This window comes from Microbacterium daqui, assembly GCF_050408675.1.
Taxonomy (GTDB): Bacteria; Actinomycetota; Actinomycetes; order Actinomycetales; family Microbacteriaceae; genus Microbacterium.
In genome coordinates this window covers 67,407-85,245 of record NZ_JBNTKF010000002.1, presented here as the reverse complement: position 1 = coordinate 85,245, position 17,839 = coordinate 67,407, and the positions used below count along the sequence as shown (strand labels likewise).

Sequence of the window (17,839 nt, the reverse complement as noted above, 5' to 3'; positions counted from 1 at the left end):
ACATCGAGTGTATGCGCCGCAATCGTCTAGCGTCGAATCTCCCAGAGCGCACGTGCTACAACCTTCTCGTCTCGCGCGTGCACGACCGCGCGGATGATCATCGCGATCAGGAGGCCAGTCCAGCCACCCAAAGAGTTGGCAAGCACGTCTTGCAGAGTCGAAAAACGTTCTGCCAGCAACTGACCCTGAATGAACTCGATCGCGCCAGACAGAGCCGGCACGACAAAGATTCCTGCCCACACCGCGATACGAGGCAGCACCAAGCCAATGAAGAAGCCCAGCGGAATGAACATCAGCACGTTCGCGCCAAACTCAACCTCGGGGTAGTCAATTCGAGTCGGCAGGCCATTGCGGTGCAGAACGGCGAGCACCTTGTCAATCGCACCGCGATAGCCGCTGTCAAGTGGGGTCGGGCTCATCGTCGCAGCCAGAACCACGGCGCCGTATGCAAGCAGGCCAAGCCATGCCAGCCAGGCGCGCAGGTGGCTTTTCGGCGGGCGTGTGCCACGCGTTGCAGGCGCGCGCAGACCGGGTAAGACCTGCGTGGGGGCGTCAGACATGAGCGTCCTCTCGGTTGACCGACTTCCATCGTAGGGCGCGAAGCCCGAGAGCTAGCCCTGCACCCAGAGCGGCACCGAGCGAATTCGCCAGCACATCGCGCCAGTCAGCCACGCGATCGGGAAGCCACCACAGCTGCGCAAGCTCGATAGCGCAGCTAAAGAAGAATGCCGTTACGATCGCAAGCCACCAGCGGTGCCGAGGCAAAATCGCAACCCCGAACATGCCGATGGGAACAAACATCGCCACATTAGCCATGAACTCCAGCATGGCGTAGTCAAACCACGCCGGCACACCCCACCCATGCACAACGGCGAGCAAGCGCCAGGCAAGCGAATCGGCGCCCACGTCTTCTAGGCGGGGCATCAGCGTTACCCACAGCACGAACACCGCATAGCCACCGAGCGCAACCCATCGACTCATGGTTCCGCCCCCCTGAAGAAACTATGCCCAAACAACGCACGAGGGCCCCTGGTTTCCCAGGGGCCCTCGCAGATCAGTTAAGCGAAATTACGCGTTGATCTTGGTGACGGTACCAGCACCAACGGTGCGGCCACCCTCACGGATAGCGAAGCCGAGGCCCTCTTCCAGGGACTGTCAGAAAAACGGTGGATCTGGGACTGGCTTGACCGAAAGGTAAGGCAGTGAATCAGATGACCGAGATGATCGATCCTGTGACGGGAGAGATCATCGATGAACAGCAGATCGCTGAGCAGTTGCTCGCGCAGGCGAAAGAGCAGGGCGTCAGCCTCGTCGGCCCGGGTGGGCTGCTCGCCGGGTTGACGAAGACCGTGTTGGAGACCGCGCTCGAGGTCGAGATGGCCGAGCACCTCGGCTATGAGAAGCACCAGGCCAGCGATAGCGGCAACGCCCGTAACGGGACGCGGTCCAAGACGGTGCTCACCGAGGTCGGTGCCGTGCAGATCGACGTTCCGCGGGATCGTGAGGGGTCGTTTCAGCCGAAGATCGTGAGGAAGCGGCAGCGTCGGCTAGACGGTATCGACGAGATCGTCCTCTCGCTGACCGCACGCGGACTGACCACCGGTGAGGTCGCGGCGCATTTCGACGACGTCTACGGCGCCTCGGTGTCCAAGGACACGATCTCAAAGATCACTGACAAGGTGATCGAGGAGATGACCGAGTGGCAGAACCGGCCGCTGGATCGGGTTTACCCGGTCGTGTTCATCGACGCGATCGTGGTGAAGGTCCGCGACGGGCAGGTGCGCAACAAGCCGTTCTATGTCGCTGTGGGCGTCACCACGGGCGGAGAACGCGACATCCTCGGCATCTGGGCCGGCGACGGCGGTGAGGGCGCGAAGTTCTGGCTCGGCGTGCTCACCGAGATCAAGAACCGGGGCGTCGAGGACGTGTGCATCGTGGTCTGCGACGGGCTGAAGGGACTCCCGGACGCGATCAACACCACGTGGGAGCAGACGACGGTGCAGACGTGCATCATCCACCTGATCCGCAACACCTTCAAGTTCGCGTCGCGGAAGTACTGGGACCAGATCGCCCGCGACCTGCGGCCGGTCTATACGGCACCGAACGAGGCCGCCGCGCAAGCACGGTTCGAGGAGTTCGCGGAGAAGTGGGCGAGCATGTATCCCGCGATCCGGGTGCTGTGGGAGAACGCCTGGTCCGAGTTCATCCCGTTCCTGGACTACGACGTCGAGATCCGCCGCATCATCTGCAGCACCAATGCGATCGAGTCCCTCAATGCGAGATACCGGCGTGCCGTGCGGGCGCGCGGGCACTTCCCCAACGACGCCGCAGCACTGAAGTGCCTCTATCTCGTGACACGCTCGCTTGACCCGACCGGCCGCGGTCGGGCACGCTGGGTGACGAGGTGGAAGCCCGCGCTCAACGCCTTCGCGATCACCTTCGAAGGCCGAATCAACTAACCAACCGCCAGGCCAGATCCACCGTTAATCTGACAGACCCCAACGCGGCCCTGCACCGCGTCATCATCACCCGATGGCGATCACACCCCGAAACCCTCGCCTACGCCGCCCGCCGCCGAGCAGACGGAGACACCGACCGCAACATCCGACGCAGCCTCAAACGACTCCTCGCCCGACACATCTACCGCCTCCTCGAAAACGGTTGACAAACATAGAAGCTTCGGGCGGAAGACGTGGTTCCGGCCTCCCAAACAACGCACGAGGGCCCCTGGTTTCCCAGGGGCCCTCGCAGATCAGTTAAGCGAAATTACGCGTTGATCTTGGTGACGGTACCAGCACCAACGGTGCGGCCACCCTCACGGATAGCGAAGCCGAGGCCCTCTTCCATAGCGATCGGCTGGATCAGCTCGACCGACATGTCGGTGGTGTCACCAGGCATAACCATTTCGGTGCCCTCGGGCAGCGAGATGACGCCGGTCACGTCCGTGGTACGGAAGTAGAACTGCGGGCGGTAGTTCGTGTAGAACGGGTTGTGGCGGCCACCCTCTTCCTTCGAAAGGATGTAGGCGGTGCCCTCGAAGTTGGTGTGCGGCGAAACCGAGCCCGGCTTCACAACAACCTGGCCACGCTCGACGTCGTCGCGCTTAAGACCACGGAGGAGAAGACCACAGTTCTCGCCGGCCCAAGCCTCGTCGAGCTGCTTGTGGAACATCTCGATACCCGTGACGGTCGTCTTCTGGGTCGGACGGATACCAACGATCTCAACTTCGGAGTTGATCGCGAGGGTACCGCGCTCTGCACGGCCCGTAACAACGGTTCCGCGGCCCGTGATCGTGAAGACGTCCTCGATCGGCATGAGGAACGGCTTGTCGCGGTCACGCTCGGGGTCGGGGATGTTGTCGTCAGCAGCCTGCATGAGCTCGACGATTGCCTCAGCCCACTTCTCGTCACCCTCGAGTGCCTTGAGCGCCGAAACGCGGATAACGGGAGCGTTGTCGCCGTCGAAGCCCTGGCTCGAGAGGAGCTCGCGAACCTCAAGCTCAACGAGCTCGAGGATCTCTTCGTCGTCAACCATGTCCGACTTGTTCAGTGCAACCATCAGGTACGGAACGCCGACCTGCTTGGCGAGCAGAACGTGCTCACGCGTCTGAGCCATCGGGCCGTCGGTAGCAGCAACCACGAGGATTGCGCCGTCCATCTGAGCAGCACCGGTGATCATGTTCTTCACGTAGTCGGCGTGACCAGGAGCGTCAACGTGTGCGTAGTGACGCTTCGGGGTCTCGTACTCGATGTGCGAGATGTTGATCGTGATACCGCGCTGACGCTCTTCAGGAGCCGAGTCAATCGACGCGAAGTCGCGCTGAACGTTCGTGGCCGACGGGTACTTGTCAGCCAGAACCTTCGAGATTGCAGCCGAAAGCGTGGTCTTACCGTGGTCAACGTGACCGATGGTTCCGATGTTTACGTGCGGCTTGGTCCGCTCGAATTTGGCCTTAGCCACTAGGTCCTCCTAAGGACATTCGTGTAGATCTTCCGGGCACTGGATTGCGACCGGTTGTCTACAGGGGATGGTTTCAGTGTAGTAGGAAAGCTCCTACTGATTCTGTGAAGTTGTATTTGCCAGTCGGCATTGGGGGCGCGACGTTGCCGACACGCCCCCAGGGCAATTACTCGCCCTTTGCCTTCTGAACGATTTCGTCGGAGACGTTACGCGGAACTTCTGCGTAGCTCGAGAACTCCATGGAGTACACAGCGCGGCCCGAGGTCTTCGAGCGCAGGTCACCGATGTAGCCGAACATTTCGGACAGCGGAACCTGTGCACGGATGACCTTGACACCCTGTGCGTCTTCCATCGACGAGATCTGGCCACGACGGGAGTTGATGTCACCAATGACGTCACCCATGTACTCCTCAGGAGTACGCACCTCAACAGCCATGATCGGCTCGAGGATAACGGGGTTTGCCTTGCGTGCAGCCTCCTTGAAGCCCATGGAGCCCGCGATCTTGAACGCCATTTCAGACGAGTCAACATCGTGCGAAGCACCATCAACGAGCGTTGCCTTGACGCCGACCATGGGGAATCCGGCGAGGACACCCACGTTCATTGCATCCTGGAAGCCCTGGTCGGTCGGCGAGATGTACTCGCGCGGGATACGACCACCGGTGACGGCGTTGACGAATTCGTACGTCTTGTCGCCCTCAACCTCAAGCGGCTCGAGGTTGAACTGGATCTTTGCGAACTGACCCGATCCACCCGTCTGCTTCTTGTGGGTGTAGTCGTGCTTCTCGACGGCCTTCTTGATCGTCTCGCGGTAAGCAACCTGCGGCTTACCAACGTTTGCCTCGACCTTGAATTCGCGCTTCATGCGGTCAACAAGGATGTCAAGGTGAAGCTCACCCATACCCTTGATGAGCGTCTGACCGGTCTCCTGAATCTGCTCGACGCGGAACGTCGGGTCTTCTTCAGCGAGCTTCTGGATAGCGGTACCCAGCTTCTCCTGGTCAGCCTTCGTCTTGGGCTCGATAGCGACCTCAATAACGGGCTCAGGGAAGGTCATCGACTCAAGCACAACCGGGTTTGCCATGTCGGCAAGCGTGTCACCGGTCGTGGTGTCCTTGAGGCCGATCACAGCGTAGATGTGACCTGCGGTCATCGACTCAACGGGCATTTCCTTGTTGGCGTGCATCTGGAAGATCTTTCCGATGCGCTCCTTCTTGCTCTTGGTCGAGTTAATGACCTGAGCACCCGAGTCAAGGTGACCGGAGTACACGCGAACGAAGGTCAAACGACCGAAGAACGGGTGAACAGCGATCTTGAAGGCGAGAGCCGTGAACGGGTCGTCCTTCGAGGGCTTGCGCTCGATGACGATCTCTTCGTCCTTCGGGTCGTGAGCTTCGATAGCCGGCACGTCGAGGGGCGAGGGGAGGTAGTCAACGACAGCGTCCAGCATCGGCTGAACACCGCGGTTCTTGAATGCGGAACCACACAGCACCGGGTAAACGGTCGACGAGATCGTCAGCTTGCGGATTGCACCCTTGACCTCTGCAACGGTGAGCTCTTCGCCACCGAAGTACTTCTCGAGCAGTTCGTCGTCGCTCTCAGCAACCGTTTCGAGGAGCTTGGCGCGGTACTCCGCTGCCTTCTCTGCGAGGTCAGCCGGGATCTCCTGAACGTCGTACTTGGCGCCCATGGTGACGTCACCCTTCGAGTCGCCAGCCCAAACCAGGGCGCGCATCTCGACGAGGTCGACAACACCAACGAAGTTGCTCTCCGAACCGATCGGAAGCTGGATGACCAGCGGGGTTGCCTTCAGGCGGTTGACGATCGTGTCAACGGTGAAGTAGAAGTCAGCGCCCAGCTTGTCCATCTTGTTGACGAAGCAGATACGCGGAACGTCGTACTTGTCAGCCTGACGCCAAACGGTCTCAGACTGCGGCTCGACACCTTCCTTACCGTCGAACACGGCGACAGCACCGTCGAGAACGCGGAGCGAACGCTCCACCTCAACCGTGAAGTCAACGTGACCGGGGGTGTCGATGATGTTGATCTGCGTGCCGTTCCAGAAGCACGTCACAGCAGCAGAGGTGATCGTGATGCCACGCTCCTGCTCCTGCTCCATCCAGTCGGTCGTTGCGCCACCGTCGTGGGTTTCACCGATCTTGTGGTTGACGCCCGTGTAGAACAGGATGCGCTCGGTCGTCGTCGTCTTTCCAGCATCAATGTGCGCCATGATGCCGATGTTGCGGACCTTCTTGAGGTCAGTGAGCACCTCTTGTGCCACGGGTTCTTCCTTACGTCAGGTTCGTATGTGGATCGCTCCGCCCCCAGCAGATGCCAGGGGCGGAACGAAAGTGCTGGTTACCAGCGGTAGTGAGCGAACGCGCGGTTCGACTCAGCCATCTTGTGCGTGTCTTCGCGACGCTTAACAGCGGCACCCAGACCGTTCGCAGCGTCGAGGATCTCGTTGCGCAGACGCTCAGTCATCGTCTTTTCACGACGACCCTTTGCGTACGAAACGAGCCAGCGCAGTGCAAGGGTGTTTGCACGGTGCGGCTTGACCTCAACCGGAACCTGGTACGTCGAACCACCAACGCGGCGGCTACGAACCTCAAGCGTCGGGCGCACGTTGTCGAGCGCCTTCTTGAGGGTTGCCACAGCGTCTTGGCCGCTCTTCTCTTCGACACCCGAGAGGGCGCCGTAGACAATAGCCTCAGCGAGCGACTTCTTGCCGTCAACGAGGATCTTGTTCACGAGCGACGTGACAATCGGAGCACCGTATACCGGGTCGTTAACTACGGGGCGCTTGGGCGCGGGACCTTTACGAGGCATATTCCTTAGCCCTTCTTCGCGCCGTAGCGGCTACGAGCCTGCTTACGGTTCTTGACTGCCTGGGTGTCGAGTGCACCACGGACGATCTTGTAACGGACACCGGGGAGGTCCTTAACACGACCACCACGAACGAGCACCATCGAGTGCTCCTGGAGGTTGTGGCCCTCACCGGGGATGTACGCGGTAACTTCGGTACCGTTCGAGAGCTTCACACGAGCGACCTTACGCATCGCCGAGTTCGGCTTCTTCGGGGTGGTGGTGTACACACGGGTGCACACGCCGCGCTGCTGCGGGTTCGCCTTCAGAGCGGGAGCCTTGGTCTTGGTGACCTTCGGCGTGCGTCCCTTGCGAACCAACTGCTGAATAGTTGGCACTTCTTCTCCTATGTTTGCTGCACGGTGACAGCGTCGTGTTCTCGTCCCCGCAGTGAGAAAGTTTTACGTTTCGTGTCGAGGGGCTTCACGCTAATCCGCCGACCAGGCAGAATATCTGCACGGTCTTCTTGGTGGATATGCCGTGGGGGTGGCCTGTTTGCAAGCCGTTCCCAGAGATGTGTGGTTTCGCGTTTTGCCCTGATCTGTGCCGAGACACAACTCACGACGCGCGCGAGCGCACACCCGATCAATGATACGCGGGTTTTTGCCATGCGGTCAAACGCGCTCGGCCCCAATTCCGTCGCTTCCGCGTGTCGCGCCCCGCATTCCCCCACCCACCTGCATGTGAGTTTTCCACACCCCGCTCAACGGGCACGGACCTCAGCTGTTCGCGTCGGCGAACGCGCGGGCCTCGCTGCAGGGCATTTCGAGGCTGTAGTCGTTGCGGGTGAGGTATTGCGTGAGGCCGAGATCGCGCGCGGCGAGATGCATGTCGGCCTTCGACTCGGTCGCATCATCGTGCTTCGCGACGATCTCAACGGTGCACCGGTTGTCGCTACTGGTCGCCGTGCCGACGGCGGTGACGATGATGGCCAACTGCTCAGCGGTCAACTCCCCCGCGACCTTCACCCACGCGAAAATCGCGTTGGCGTTTTTCTCCGTGCTCTTCGCGATGTCGACGTCGACAAACGCCCCCGAGTCGACAACCTGCTGTTGCGCTACTTCCGCTGCCTTGGTGGTTCCGGAACCGCTGGCGCAGGCAGAGAGCGCCAGTGCGGCAACTGCGGCGAGCGCCGCAAAGCCCGCGGCGCGGTGTGTGGAGCGTTTCACGAGTGACTTTCGAGGTTATGGGCCGAACGAGCGGGCCCCGTCAAGGTCAGCCTGGTCGTACACCGCCGCGAGCGAGCGCAGCACCCCGGCATTGTTCTTGAGCTTGCCGGCACGAATGTAGAGCGCGTCGATCGCGGTCTGCATGTCTATGCTCGCCCCCTGCGATGCGGCACCCGAGGTGCTCTGCAGTAGCTCCGTGCGACGCTCCTGGTGCCGATCAGCGGCAGCCAAGAGGTGCCGGGCCTGCGTTTCGAGCTCGACGGCAAGGTCGAGCATGGGGCCAGTTTCGATATGGATGTCGGTAAACATTAGAGCCCTCCCTCACGAGCCAACGGCGTGCGGAGGTCGGCAATGATGCTCGAATCAGCCCCTGCAACCTCCATCATGCGGTCAGCAGCTTGCTCGCGCACCGCCTGCTGTGCGGCCGCAACCGTCTGGGTGAGCAGCGCACTCAGCGTGCGGGCGTCGAGGTCGTCGTGCAGCACCCGCACGTCGGTCACCGCACCGCTCATCGCCGCCGTCACCGACACTTCGCCGCGTGGCGAGCGCACCGTCGCGGTGAGGCCACGAACCTCGTTGATCGCCTCGCGTAGCGCCGTGTGGCGCGCTCGTGCGTCTTCGATCTGGCCGTACACGCGTTCGCGCGCGGCCTGCACCTGTTCCGTGATGTCATCAATCATGCTGGGTTGTCGCAATCTCGCGGTCAGCTAGTTGGTCGTCGGCTGGGTTCTGTAATTACCCTCGCCAGTATGACCAAGATAGGTGTCGACGACGTCGCCATTCAAGAATGACCAGTCATTGCGGAACTGCCCGCCGCCAGCAACGTAGTCCTTCAGGGTGTCGCTGTAGGTTCCGGCGTTGTGCGGACCGAAGCCGCCATCCGGCGCCGTTATCGGGTTGCCCATCACCCAGTCAACATTCGGGCCGAGGTTAGGAATCTGCTGCCCATCAAGAAGCGGCACCGGGTCGAGCGCGTGCTGCACCTGCAACACCGGAATGTTGTTCGGAATCGGGAAGTGATCGATCGGTGAACCGTTCGTCACGATGCCGACGGTGTTGTAGCCGTGCGCTGAAGAGTCTGAGCCCATGTTGCCGGCCATAATGCCGCCCTGGCTAAAGCCCGACCACACCACATCTGACCCGGGCGGCACACCCGCGTCGCGCATCGCATCCATCACCGCGCGCTCATACTGCGTGCGCAACACTGGGTTGTCGAACAGCACCTGAGCAACGTTGGCGTCCCAGTCATTGATCGGGCCGCCTTCCATCCACTTGGCAACGTCGAGACCGGCCCAGTCGAGCGTCGACGGCAGGTTGACGAGGGTGTACTCGGAACCATCGGGGCGGCGGATCGTTTGCACGCTGATCGCCGTGGAATCACCACCGCTGATCTTGTCGATGAGTCCGTTCTGGTCGAGCAGGTCGGTGAGACCGTTGATCTCTCCACGGTCCATCAGGTCGTTGTACGCCTGCTGCCCCTCGCTATCGAGAATGCCCGGATCAAGCTCTTCCACGTCGGGGTCGTCTTGCAGCATGTCGCTGATGGAGCCGCCAATGACTGGAACAGTCGTCTTGTACATCCACGCCAGGAGGCGGCGCATCTCGTCGAAGGCCTCCATCACGAGCGGCTGCAGCTTATTGAGGAGTGTGCCGAGCTGTTCGAGCGCGGTGAACATCGTCTCGATCAGGCGGCCGCCGGCCTGCACCAGATCGAACGCCGCGTCGGCGAACTTCCAGAGGTCGTCGACCTTGTCGAGCGGGTTCCAGCTCCACTCGAACAGCTCGTCCCAGTACCGGCGCAGCTGCACCAAGAAGTCGCACACAAACTGGCGAACAGCCGTGACGATCGTGGAGGCAAGCTTCAGTGCCGCCGCGGCCGCACCGCTCCACTCGGCCGTGTCGGTGACGATCGGTTCGAGGTCGTCGTAGCGCTCGCGCAGCTTGCGGATAGATCGACCATCGAGGTCAGCCAACCGAGCTTTTTCGCCGGAAAGTTTGCCCGCGACGCCGCGCGCCTGCGCTTCGACGTTTTGCCAACCGTACGCGAAACTGGCAACCGCCGACGGGTCACCGAGCAGGTCGTTGAACCACGTATTCAGCGGCTGAATGTATTGCAGCGCCATGCCGGCGAAGCCCGGAATGCTCGCGCACGGGTCGCCGCCAGAACGGGGTGCGCCACCCACCCACGATTCACTTCGCAGGCTACCTGCGATCGCACTGGCCGAGCTCATGGCTCCCACTTTTCAAGTTCAGCGGCGGCTTCGGCCTCGATCGTCTCGAATTGCTTCAGCACGCCGTCGACGCCTTCGCCCATCGCCGCAAGCAACTCCGACGCTGACGTCAAGAGGTCGCCCGCCCGCCCAGCGAGTGCGTTGCACGGGCCGGGAAGGTAGGAGTTCAACCTGCCAAACGCCGTCGCCGGCATGCTCACTCGAGCCTGGCCTGCGGCCGAGGCCAGGTCGCTGGCATGTGCTGCCAGCGACCGGCCCTGACCACGCAAAACATCTGCGTTGAGAATGATTGTGGTGCGAGCCGCACCGGCACCGTTGCCGCTCATGCTCTCGCGCCTCGTTTACGCGTCGAAGTCGTGAGATGCCGCGCGACCGCCAGCCTCGGCGGCCTGCGAACGTGCGCCAATCTCTTCGTCTGCGTCCAGCGACGGAGCCACGATGCCAGCACCCATGCCAACGCCGCGCTTCTTCTTGTCGGAGTCGCGGTTCTGAGCAGCACCACCAGCCATACCGGCACCGGTGCGACCCGCGCCACCCCTGGTTCCGGCGCCCTTAGATGCGGAGCCCTGACCAGCAGCGCCACCCGCGACGCCCATGCCACCGCGACCGGCAGCGCCACCGGCTGCACCTGCGCCACCACGGCCTGCGCCACTCGCAGCACCGGCACTGAGCCCGCGGGCACCACCAGCGCCACCACGACCAGCACCGCCAGCCGCGCCACCGCCCATCATGCCGCCACCCATCATGCCGCCACCGGCAAGGCCCGCACCCGTGCGGGCACCGGCCATCAACTTGGCGCCACCCAGGGCGACACCGCCGCCGGCACCACCGACGAGGGCGCTACCGCCACCAGTGCCACCGGTTCCGCCGGCGTATCCGCCGCCACCACCGCCGCCACCGAATCCGCCGGGGCCGCCGGGAACACCCGGGCCACCAATGCCACCGGGGCGCGGCCACGTGTTGGAGCCGTTGCCGGTCGGGTCATCGGGCGTCCAGCCGACGTAGGGCGGGTCGGCCGTGCCGATAGGCCAGTTGAAGTTGGGGTCGCCGGAGTTGCCGAAGTCGGGGTTGTAGCCGTCGCCACCGCCGCCGCCGTTGTCGTCGTTCCAATTCGGCGGCGGCGGGCAATCAGGAAGCTCAGGGTTCCACGGCTGCGGGTTCCAAGACACCGGGTTGTCGGGGTCGAAGTCGGGGTCGTTCGGGTTGGGCCCAATAAACGGACCGTAGAACGGCAGGTCGGGGATGTTCGGATTCTGCGGGTCGCCAACGTTCGGACCCTGCGGGTTGGTCACGTTGTTGATCGGGTTGTAGTCCGAGCCCGGGATCATGTCGTATGACGACGGGCCGGGGCCGCCGCCACGGTCTTCGCGGTCGTTCTGGTCGGTCGTGCTCGGGCCGCCGGGAGCCACGCCGTCGAAGGTGTAACGGTCCATTGCGTCGCTGATCTTACGAACCTGACGCTGAGCCTCAGCCTCACGAGCGTTTGCCAAGTAGTTGTTGATCGACCATGTTACGCCCTCGCCGGCAATCCACGAGAGCGGTCCGAAATGAAGCATGCTCCCGGCGACAGCGCCGCGCACAAGGGCTTCTTGCCATGGCGACAGCTCACTCGGGTAGTTGTCGAGCTCAGAAATACCGCGCTGCGCGAGATCGCGGCGCGTTTCATTGGCGTTTGTCACCGTCGAGTCAACGGTGTTCAGCCTCGTCGCCAGCGCGATGGCCTTGTTTCGTACTTCGTTCATCGCGTTATCTGCGGCAACGCGCACGTCGCCCTTCAGATCGTCGGGAATGGCATTTGCCAGCTCCCGCGACAGCGCGTCCAGCGCGGTGGAGATGCGCTGGTTGTGCGTCAGCCGCACATCAACGTTCCACCACGACAGTTCACGCAACCTCTGTTCCCATATGCCCTGTGACATCACAGCCCCCTTAAGACCGTCCGGCGTCGCGCCGGAACCTCATGACAGAAAAAACAATTACTCCGACACCGACAACCATGATCGCGCCGCCAATGAGCCAGGGCAGTGCCCCAGGACCATCGGGGCCGCTCTCTTCAGGAGTCGATGGTTCCGCTTCTACGTCATCAGCCGTCTTCGACGGCTCCGGTGACGCACTCTCCGCTGGCGCTGTCGTCGGCGGCGGCGTGATCCCCTTCACGTCGTCGACGTCAGATTGTGACGGGAGTCCGAGTGACTTATCCATCAGCGGATTCTCATTGGGATACGACAATGGGTCAGACGCCAGAAGCGCTGCGAGTGAGATCAGGCCGTAGCCGTATCCGTTGACCGTGTCGCGACCCAACTCGTTCTGCGCACTCGCCGTCGAGTTGATGAGCGCGTGGATGAGCTGATTGCCCGTCGCGTCCGGGTACTTCTGCTTTGTGAGCGCGAGGGCGCCGGCAACCAGCGGCGCGCTGGTCGACGAACCATTCGTTACTGACAGCCCTGACCAATCCCCCGGTTTGCCGACGGAGCCGATGTTGATTCCGGGTGCGACAACCGTGATCTCCGGGGTCACGACGGTTGTGCCGTTGTCGTTGAGTAGATCGAGGTTCTGGGCCACGGCCGCAACCGACACGACGCCGTTAGCGCCGACCGGGAACAGCAAGTCTTGCTGCGCAAGTTTGTTGGGCGACGACGAAACAACCACGACATCGTGCGCAATCGCGTAGGCGATGGCCGCGTAGTCACCCGCGAACGGGGTTTGGCCGGCTGAAATCGAAATGATGTCGTTGTCGGCATCGACCGCGCCGACGATCGCACGCCCGAGCGGCGACTGATCGTTGTCGTCAATGTCGGTCACCAGGCACTCGGGGCCGCCCAGGGTGAAGACCTCAATCGCAGCTTTCGGGGCGATGCCACCGATATCACCGTCGAGCCCGAAGGGCCCTACGATCATTTGCACGACGCCGACACCGTGCAAGGCATCTTCGCTTGTTTCGGTGGTCACGCCCGGCGTGCCACCGCACTCGAAGCTTTGATTCACCGTCACATTCGCGCCGGCAACGGCGGGCGCTTCCGGGTTGAAGTGTGATTCGATGACGGCGATTTTCACGCCCTCGCCCGTCCAGCCAGCTGCGTGGGCATCATCGATACCCATTGCCGGATACCACCACCCCGTTGCGTCAATTGCTGCGGTTGCCGGCGCTGGCGCGCTGACCGCAGGCGCCACAAAGGCCGCGGCGAAAGCCACGGTCAGTGTGAGAGCGCTCAGCCGGGTGCGGGGTGAGCGCTGATGTGTTATTGGCATCAAAGTGGAATGTTTCCGGTGCCAGCTTCGAAACCACCCGCGGCGTTGATCTGCTCGCGCGTCGGGTTGGCGCCCGAGCTCGTACCCGACGGCGCTTCAGCCATCGTGTTCGTCATGAACTCCTGCACGTTCTCCAGCATGTTCGCCGACTTCATCGACTGGTCGTCTTCGCGCGCGTTGAGGTCGGCAATGATGCGCTCGAGCGCGTCAAGGGCCGCAAGGAGCTCGGTCTGCAACGTTGTTGCCTCCTGCGAGCGTGCGGACAGCGACATGTGCAGCTTCGTGCGCAGGTTTGACAGCGACGTGATGCCGCCGTCGGAGTCTTCTTGGCCGTTGATCGTGTAACTACGCACGTTCGTCGGCATGTTGTTGAGCGAACCCTCGCCGCCGTTGTCCATCTCCAGTAGGAGATTGTTCATCGCGGTACGAACGGAGTCCGGATTAAACGCAATGTGGTGTGCCATTTCAGATCCCCTCAATCTTTATTGACGCACGATGGGGCGAGCGCCACAGCGCCCGCCCCACCGATAAAAGGTGACTCAGCGAGTTAGGCGCCGAAGCGACCTGCCGATGAGCGGTCCTGCTGCATGTAGCCCTGCTGGATGTTCGTCGTCTCGGTCGAGATGCGTGCCAGGAGCACGTTCATCGCCGTGATCGAGCGGGTCCACTGAGCCTGAGCGGTGGCGTACGCAGCCTTCGCGTCACCATCCCACGCAGCACTCAGGCGGTTGACCTTGCTCTGCAACTCAGCGAGCGCGGCGTCAATGCGACGGTCGTTGTTGCGGATCTCGGTTGCGAGAGCCTCAAGAGCGGCGGGGTTTACGGAAAATGAATCCATCAGAATCTCTCCTTAGTCTCCGGGCGCCCCTTAGGACGCGCCGCCCATCATCGAACCGAGGTTGCCAATCGTGCCCTGGAAGGACTCGTCAGCAGACGCCTGGTCGCCGGCGGTGCGGCGGAGCGACTCTTCGAGCTGGTCAAGAATGTTGGCGATCTTCTTCGCCTCCAGCTCCCAGTTGTCGATCAGCTGGTAGTAGCGCTGTGCGGCCGGACCCGACCATGCACCACGCGTACCGCTGGCGGCAGACTGGACAGCGTTAACGCGCTGCACAATTTCCTGCTTGGCTTCGACGGCGGCCTGTGCACCAGCAACAAGCGCTCCCGCCTCGGCAGAAATGCGTTCAACCATTTTGAACTTCCCCTCAATATCCCCGAATGCAAACAGCGTGCGATCGCTGTCTGTCGTCTGACAGCCAAAACAATACGGGGGCATGGGGGCCCGAACCAAGCCAAATAACCTTAGAGTTCACTCATCTTGGGTCATTCACGGCTCGCATCCAGGTACGGGAGTGCTTGGTTAGTCGGTTCGTGGCCAACGTGCAAGACCATAGGTATTGTTGTGCACGGTACCTTCGCGCGCTCGCAGATACGCGCGAAAACCATGGGAAGAGGGGACTCCACGTGGCCAAGGCGCAAACCGCACCAACCGACCTATTGCGCATCTCGGTGGTGGGCGAAGGACGACGGCTCGATGTCGCCATTCCCCGCCAGGTTCCGCTGATCGAGGTCATGCCGACGTTCGCCCGCAATTTGGGGTTGCTTGACGCGCGTATCACGACGACCGGTTACGTTTTGCAGCGGGTTGACGGAACCCCGTTGAAGCCCGCCATGAGCGCTGGCGATCAAGACGTGGAGAGTGGCGACGTTCTCACGCTGAGCCGCGGCGGTCTCGTTGAGACGCCGCGCGTGTATGACGACATCGTCGAGGCCGTGCTTGATGTGACCGGCGCCCAGCAGCCGTGGAGCGCAAAAGACAATTCCCGCACCGCACTCGCGATTGCGCTCAGCTTTGTTGCCGTGTGTGCGGTGCTGTTGCTGACCGGCGGACGTGGCGAACTTCTCCCCCTCATCATCGGCGGCAGCGGCTTTGTGCTGTTGCTGGCCGTCAGCGCTTTTGTCTCCCGCATGGGAGAAGGTGAATCCGGTAGTGCCCTCGGTCTTGCCGCTGCCGCGTTCGGCGCCCTCACGGCGTACCTCGCGGTTCCGGAGTCCGCAGGCTTTTGGGGCTGGCCGATGGCCGCCGCGGGTGGCGGTGCCGTCATCGGTGGTGCCGCCGCGCTGGCACTCAACCCGATTCGCCCCAGCGTGCAATATGTTCCGCTCATCACCGGCGGCGCCATCGGCCTCGCCGGCGTCGCTGCCGCAATGTGGCCCTCGTCGGCGTTCGCGTCGTACACCGTGATGCTTGCCGTCACCGCCGTATTGGCGAACGCACTGCCGTGGCTCGCTCTTGGTTCCACTCAGATCCGCGTGATTTCGCCGCACACGGATGCCGAAGTTTTTGCTGACCCGGTGCCGATCAACACTGAAACGGTGTACAAGAAGACCGCGACCGGCCACCAGTCGCTCACCGCACTGCGCTGTGCGTTGGGGCTTGCGATGCTGTTTGCGACGCCGCTCGTCGCGACCGGCAACGGGTGGTCGGTGCTGCTGTGCGCGTTCGCGTTTGTCGGGCTGATGTTCCCTGCGCGCATGAGTTTCGCGCGCTCGCATGTGCTCGTGCTGCTCGTGCTGGGTGCGCTGGGTATTGCGGTCACGTCGATTGTGGCGGCGCTGTCGCAGCCTGAGCTGATTCCGGTCATGCTCGTCGTTCTGGCCAGCGTTGCCGGGGCGACGATCGTGATCACGGTGCTGTCGCCGCGCGCGCGGTTGCGGCTCGCGAGACTCGCCGACACGGCCGAGGTCATTGTGCTGGCGGGCGTGCTGCCGCTGGGCATGATCGCGTCGGGGCTGGTGTAGCGCGTGGCGAGTAAAAGCGATCTTCTCGACGCTCAAGGGTTTTCTCGCCGGCGCCTGCTGACGGCTTTCGTGAGCGGGGCGCCCGGCGGACGCGAATTGGAACCAGCGAAGCCGTTGCGCGGAGTGGTTGCGGGTATCTCGCTTTCGGTAGTCGTGCTGCTGGTCGGTTTGTTTATGTCGATGCTGCAGAAGGGGCTGCCGTCGGATTGGGGCAACGGGCAGCTCATCATCGACGAATCGACGGGCTCGCGCTACGTCACGATTGACGAAGAGTTGTGGCCAGTGCTCAACATCGCGAGCGCCCGCCTGCTGATTGAGCCTGACGCTTCTGCCAACCCCATTGTGGTGAGTGGCGGATTGCTGACGGGTATTCCGGTGCGCGACACGATTGGGATTCCGGGTGCGCCCGACACGGTCCCCTCCCCCGACAAGCTCGTGAACACGGGCTGGACGGCGTGCGTCGCCGACGAGGGCGCGATTGACACGCGTATTTTGACGACGCCGATCGCTGACCGTGCCGCGGTTGACGAAGCCGCCGTTGTGACCTTCGAAGGCCGATTCTTTGTGGTTTCGGGTGGGCTGCGTATGGAGGTGCCCGCGTCGAATGCTGATGCGATCCTTCGCGACCTGGGTCTTGGTTCCGCGCCCCAACACGTTGTGACGACGAACTGGCTCAACCTTTTTCAAGAGGGCGACGCGCTCGCGCCGCTCACGACGCCGGGTGCGGGCGACAAGCTGCCCGACTCGGACCTGCGCGTCGGAGACGTGATTTTCACCACCACGACCGACGCGTCGATGCGTTTCTTGGTGCTGAAAGACGGGTCGCTCGCCGAGCTGTCGCCGCTCGCGTTCGCGCTGTATCAGCAGGGGTCGTCGTACTCGGCAGACCGCACGTTTGAGGTAGACAGCCAGGCGATTTCGTCGATGCCGAACTCGAATAAGCCGGTCACGTCGGCCGACTGGCCGCGCGCCACTTTTGGGATGATGCCGGCTACCGAGGCGCCGTGCGCCCTGACCGTTGACGAAGACGGAACCCCGACCTCGGTGCTGGCATCGGTGGGGGCCTCAGAAGAATTGACTGGGCAGACGATCGTTGAGCCGTCGATGGGTGCGCTCGTGAACGTTGCCGGATTCGGTCAGGAGGCGGGCGCCGTGACGCTGCTCATCGACTCGACCGCGACGAGCTATGCGGTGCCGGGTGCGGACGCTGACATTCTCGCGAAGCTCGGATATGTGCCGGAGGACGTGGGATTGGCGCTGGCGCCGTGGATTCAGCTGTTTCACGGTGGTCCGGATCTGACGCAGGCCGCCGCCGGAGCGCGCAGCGATGGTTCGGTCGGGTAGCGTGCGAGGGGTCTTGCTTCGGTCTCGGGTGCGTTTGCGAGTGCGCGGGGTCGTTGCTGGGTTGGCCGTTGGGGCGATGGTGGCGTTGTCGGCGGGGCCGGCTGCGGCGGTTGGTTTCGGGGGCGGTTCGGGGGCTTCGGTACTCTCGGGCTCGGCGGGTTCGAGTTCGGGCTCGTTGGCTGCTGGCGCGGCGGCTTCGGGCACGGGTTCGGCGGCTTCGGGCGC

At 62.7% G+C, this 17,839-nt stretch carries 19 protein-coding genes and 1 pseudogene; 3 read left to right on the top strand and 17 right to left on the bottom strand.

Features of this window, described 5'->3' with window-relative positions:
* Nucleotides 1-26 precede the first annotated feature (26 nt).
* From ACQUSY_RS01720 to ACQUSY_RS01710, 3 genes and pseudogenes are all read right to left on the bottom strand, one after another.
* The gene (locus ACQUSY_RS01720) at nucleotides 27-560 is read right to left on the bottom strand and encodes a VanZ family protein (protein WP_428902799.1); all 534 of its coding nucleotides are present in this window, start codon (nucleotides 558-560) and stop codon (nucleotides 27-29) included.
* Entirely contained in the window at nucleotides 553-981 is a 429-nt protein-coding gene (locus tag ACQUSY_RS01715) for a VanZ family protein (RefSeq protein WP_428902798.1), read from the bottom strand. Before ACQUSY_RS01715 ends, ACQUSY_RS01720 begins: the two co-directional genes overlap by 8 nt.
* A gap of 87 nt (nucleotides 982-1,068) precedes the next feature.
* Nucleotides 1,069-1,152, bottom strand: a pseudogene (locus tag ACQUSY_RS01710) (EF-Tu C-terminal domain-related protein); the annotation flags it as partial.
* Nucleotides 1,153-1,211: 59 nt separating this feature from the next.
* Between ACQUSY_RS01710 and ACQUSY_RS01705 the strand changes: the two are divergent.
* Nucleotides 1,212-2,459 carry an IS256 family transposase gene (locus ACQUSY_RS01705; RefSeq protein WP_298745532.1) on the top strand — a complete coding sequence of 416 codons (1,248 nt, stop codon included), beginning with the start codon at nucleotides 1,212-1,214 and terminating at the stop codon, nucleotides 2,457-2,459.
* A 307-nt stretch (nucleotides 2,460-2,766) separates the two neighbouring features.
* Here the strand turns inward: ACQUSY_RS01705 and tuf are convergent, their stop codons facing one another.
* The 14 genes from tuf to ACQUSY_RS01635 form a co-directional block, all read right to left on the bottom strand.
* Nucleotides 2,767-3,960: an elongation factor Tu gene (tuf, locus tag ACQUSY_RS01700; RefSeq protein ID WP_428902797.1), complete on the bottom strand. Its 1,194-nt coding sequence runs from the start codon at nucleotides 3,958-3,960 to the stop codon at nucleotides 2,767-2,769.
* A 166-nt stretch (nucleotides 3,961-4,126) separates the two neighbouring features.
* Entirely contained in the window at nucleotides 4,127-6,241 is a 2,115-nt protein-coding gene (gene fusA / locus ACQUSY_RS01695) for an elongation factor G (protein ID WP_428902796.1), read from the bottom strand.
* A gap of 77 nt (nucleotides 6,242-6,318) precedes the next feature.
* Nucleotides 6,319-6,789, bottom strand: a complete 471-nt coding sequence (gene rpsG, locus ACQUSY_RS01690) for a 30S ribosomal protein S7 (RefSeq protein ID WP_147825120.1) — start codon at nucleotides 6,787-6,789, stop codon at nucleotides 6,319-6,321.
* 5 nt (nucleotides 6,790-6,794) lie between these two features.
* Nucleotides 6,795-7,163: a 30S ribosomal protein S12 gene (rpsL, locus tag ACQUSY_RS01685; protein WP_040162881.1), complete on the bottom strand. Its 369-nt coding sequence runs from the start codon at nucleotides 7,161-7,163 to the stop codon at nucleotides 6,795-6,797.
* A 381-nt stretch (nucleotides 7,164-7,544) separates the two neighbouring features.
* Complete coding sequence (locus ACQUSY_RS01680; protein WP_428902795.1) at nucleotides 7,545-7,994, bottom strand: hypothetical protein; 450 nt, start codon at nucleotides 7,992-7,994, stop codon at nucleotides 7,545-7,547.
* Between the two features lie 15 nt (nucleotides 7,995-8,009).
* Nucleotides 8,010-8,303, bottom strand: coding sequence for a hypothetical protein (locus tag ACQUSY_RS01675; RefSeq protein ID WP_428902794.1), 294 nt, complete (start codon nucleotides 8,301-8,303; stop codon nucleotides 8,010-8,012).
* Nucleotides 8,303-8,674, bottom strand: coding sequence for a YbaB/EbfC family nucleoid-associated protein (locus ACQUSY_RS01670; protein WP_428902793.1), 372 nt, complete (start codon nucleotides 8,672-8,674; stop codon nucleotides 8,303-8,305). The genes ACQUSY_RS01675 and ACQUSY_RS01670 overlap by 1 nt, the downstream gene beginning before the upstream one ends.
* A 27-nt stretch (nucleotides 8,675-8,701) precedes the next feature.
* A complete protein-coding gene (locus tag ACQUSY_RS01665; RefSeq protein ID WP_428902792.1) occupies nucleotides 8,702-10,225 on the bottom strand; it encodes a hypothetical protein in 1,524 nt (507 codons plus the stop codon).
* Nucleotides 10,222-10,551 carry a hypothetical protein gene (locus ACQUSY_RS01660; protein WP_428902791.1) on the bottom strand — a complete coding sequence of 110 codons (330 nt, stop codon included), beginning with the start codon at nucleotides 10,549-10,551 and terminating at the stop codon, nucleotides 10,222-10,224. Before ACQUSY_RS01660 ends, ACQUSY_RS01665 begins: the two co-directional genes overlap by 4 nt.
* Nucleotides 10,552-10,566: 15 nt before the next feature.
* The gene (locus ACQUSY_RS01655; RefSeq protein WP_428902790.1) at nucleotides 10,567-12,141 is read right to left on the bottom strand and encodes a hypothetical protein; all 1,575 of its coding nucleotides are present in this window, start codon (nucleotides 12,139-12,141) and stop codon (nucleotides 10,567-10,569) included.
* A 10-nt stretch (nucleotides 12,142-12,151) separates the two neighbouring features.
* The gene (locus ACQUSY_RS01650) at nucleotides 12,152-13,471 is read right to left on the bottom strand and encodes a S8 family peptidase (RefSeq protein WP_428902789.1); all 1,320 of its coding nucleotides are present in this window, start codon (nucleotides 13,469-13,471) and stop codon (nucleotides 12,152-12,154) included.
* Complete coding sequence (locus ACQUSY_RS01645; RefSeq protein ID WP_428902788.1) at nucleotides 13,471-13,935, bottom strand: hypothetical protein; 465 nt, start codon at nucleotides 13,933-13,935, stop codon at nucleotides 13,471-13,473. Before ACQUSY_RS01645 ends, ACQUSY_RS01650 begins: the two co-directional genes overlap by 1 nt.
* Nucleotides 13,936-14,018: 83 nt before the next feature.
* Nucleotides 14,019-14,309, bottom strand: coding sequence for a WXG100 family type VII secretion target (locus tag ACQUSY_RS01640; protein ID WP_428902787.1), 291 nt, complete (start codon nucleotides 14,307-14,309; stop codon nucleotides 14,019-14,021).
* 30 nt (nucleotides 14,310-14,339) lie between these two features.
* Entirely contained in the window at nucleotides 14,340-14,660 is a 321-nt protein-coding gene (locus tag ACQUSY_RS01635) for a WXG100 family type VII secretion target (RefSeq protein ID WP_428902786.1), read from the bottom strand.
* A 272-nt stretch (nucleotides 14,661-14,932) separates the two neighbouring features.
* On the opposite strand from ACQUSY_RS01635, the gene eccD reads away from it, so the two are divergent.
* Together eccD and eccB are read left to right on the top strand one after the other, a co-directional pair.
* Entirely contained in the window at nucleotides 14,933-16,270 is a 1,338-nt protein-coding gene (gene eccD / locus ACQUSY_RS01630; protein WP_428902785.1) for a type VII secretion integral membrane protein EccD, read from the top strand.
* Between the two features lie 3 nt (nucleotides 16,271-16,273).
* Entirely contained in the window at nucleotides 16,274-17,614 is a 1,341-nt protein-coding gene (gene eccB / locus ACQUSY_RS01625; protein WP_428902784.1) for a type VII secretion protein EccB, read from the top strand.
* Nucleotides 17,615-17,839: the final 225 nt, after the last annotated feature.

What these genes read in the sequence shown, in the direction of transcription:
- ACQUSY_RS01655 (WP_428902790.1), bottom strand. Translation starts at nt 12,141, where the DNA reads ATGTCACAGGGCATATGGGAACAGAGGTTGCGTGAACTGTCGTGGTGG.
- ACQUSY_RS01650 (WP_428902789.1), bottom strand. Translation starts at nt 13,471, where the DNA reads ATGCCAATAACACATCAGCGCTCACCCCGCACCCGGCTGAGCGCTCTC.
- ACQUSY_RS01705 (WP_298745532.1), top strand. Translation starts at nt 1,212, where the DNA reads ATGACCGAGATGATCGATCCTGTGACGGGAGAGATCATCGATGAACAG.
- ACQUSY_RS01640 (WP_428902787.1), bottom strand. Translation starts at nt 14,309, where the DNA reads ATGGATTCATTTTCCGTAAACCCCGCCGCTCTTGAGGCTCTCGCAACC.
- ACQUSY_RS01670 (WP_428902793.1), bottom strand. Translation starts at nt 8,674, where the DNA reads ATGATTGATGACATCACGGAACAGGTGCAGGCCGCGCGCGAACGCGTG.
- rpsG (WP_147825120.1), bottom strand. Translation starts at nt 6,789, where the DNA reads ATGCCTCGTAAAGGTCCCGCGCCCAAGCGCCCCGTAGTTAACGACCCG.
- ACQUSY_RS01720 (WP_428902799.1), bottom strand. Translation starts at nt 560, where the DNA reads ATGTCTGACGCCCCCACGCAGGTCTTACCCGGTCTGCGCGCGCCTGCA.
- ACQUSY_RS01645 (WP_428902788.1), bottom strand. Translation starts at nt 13,935, where the DNA reads ATGGCACACCACATTGCGTTTAATCCGGACTCCGTTCGTACCGCGATG.
- ACQUSY_RS01660 (WP_428902791.1), bottom strand. Translation starts at nt 10,551, where the DNA reads ATGAGCGGCAACGGTGCCGGTGCGGCTCGCACCACAATCATTCTCAAC.
- ACQUSY_RS01665 (WP_428902792.1), bottom strand. Translation starts at nt 10,225, where the DNA reads ATGAGCTCGGCCAGTGCGATCGCAGGTAGCCTGCGAAGTGAATCGTGG.
- ACQUSY_RS01715 (WP_428902798.1), bottom strand. Translation starts at nt 981, where the DNA reads ATGAGTCGATGGGTTGCGCTCGGTGGCTATGCGGTGTTCGTGCTGTGG.
- ACQUSY_RS01675 (WP_428902794.1), bottom strand. Translation starts at nt 8,303, where the DNA reads ATGTTTACCGACATCCATATCGAAACTGGCCCCATGCTCGACCTTGCC.
- ACQUSY_RS01635 (WP_428902786.1), bottom strand. Translation starts at nt 14,660, where the DNA reads ATGGTTGAACGCATTTCTGCCGAGGCGGGAGCGCTTGTTGCTGGTGCA.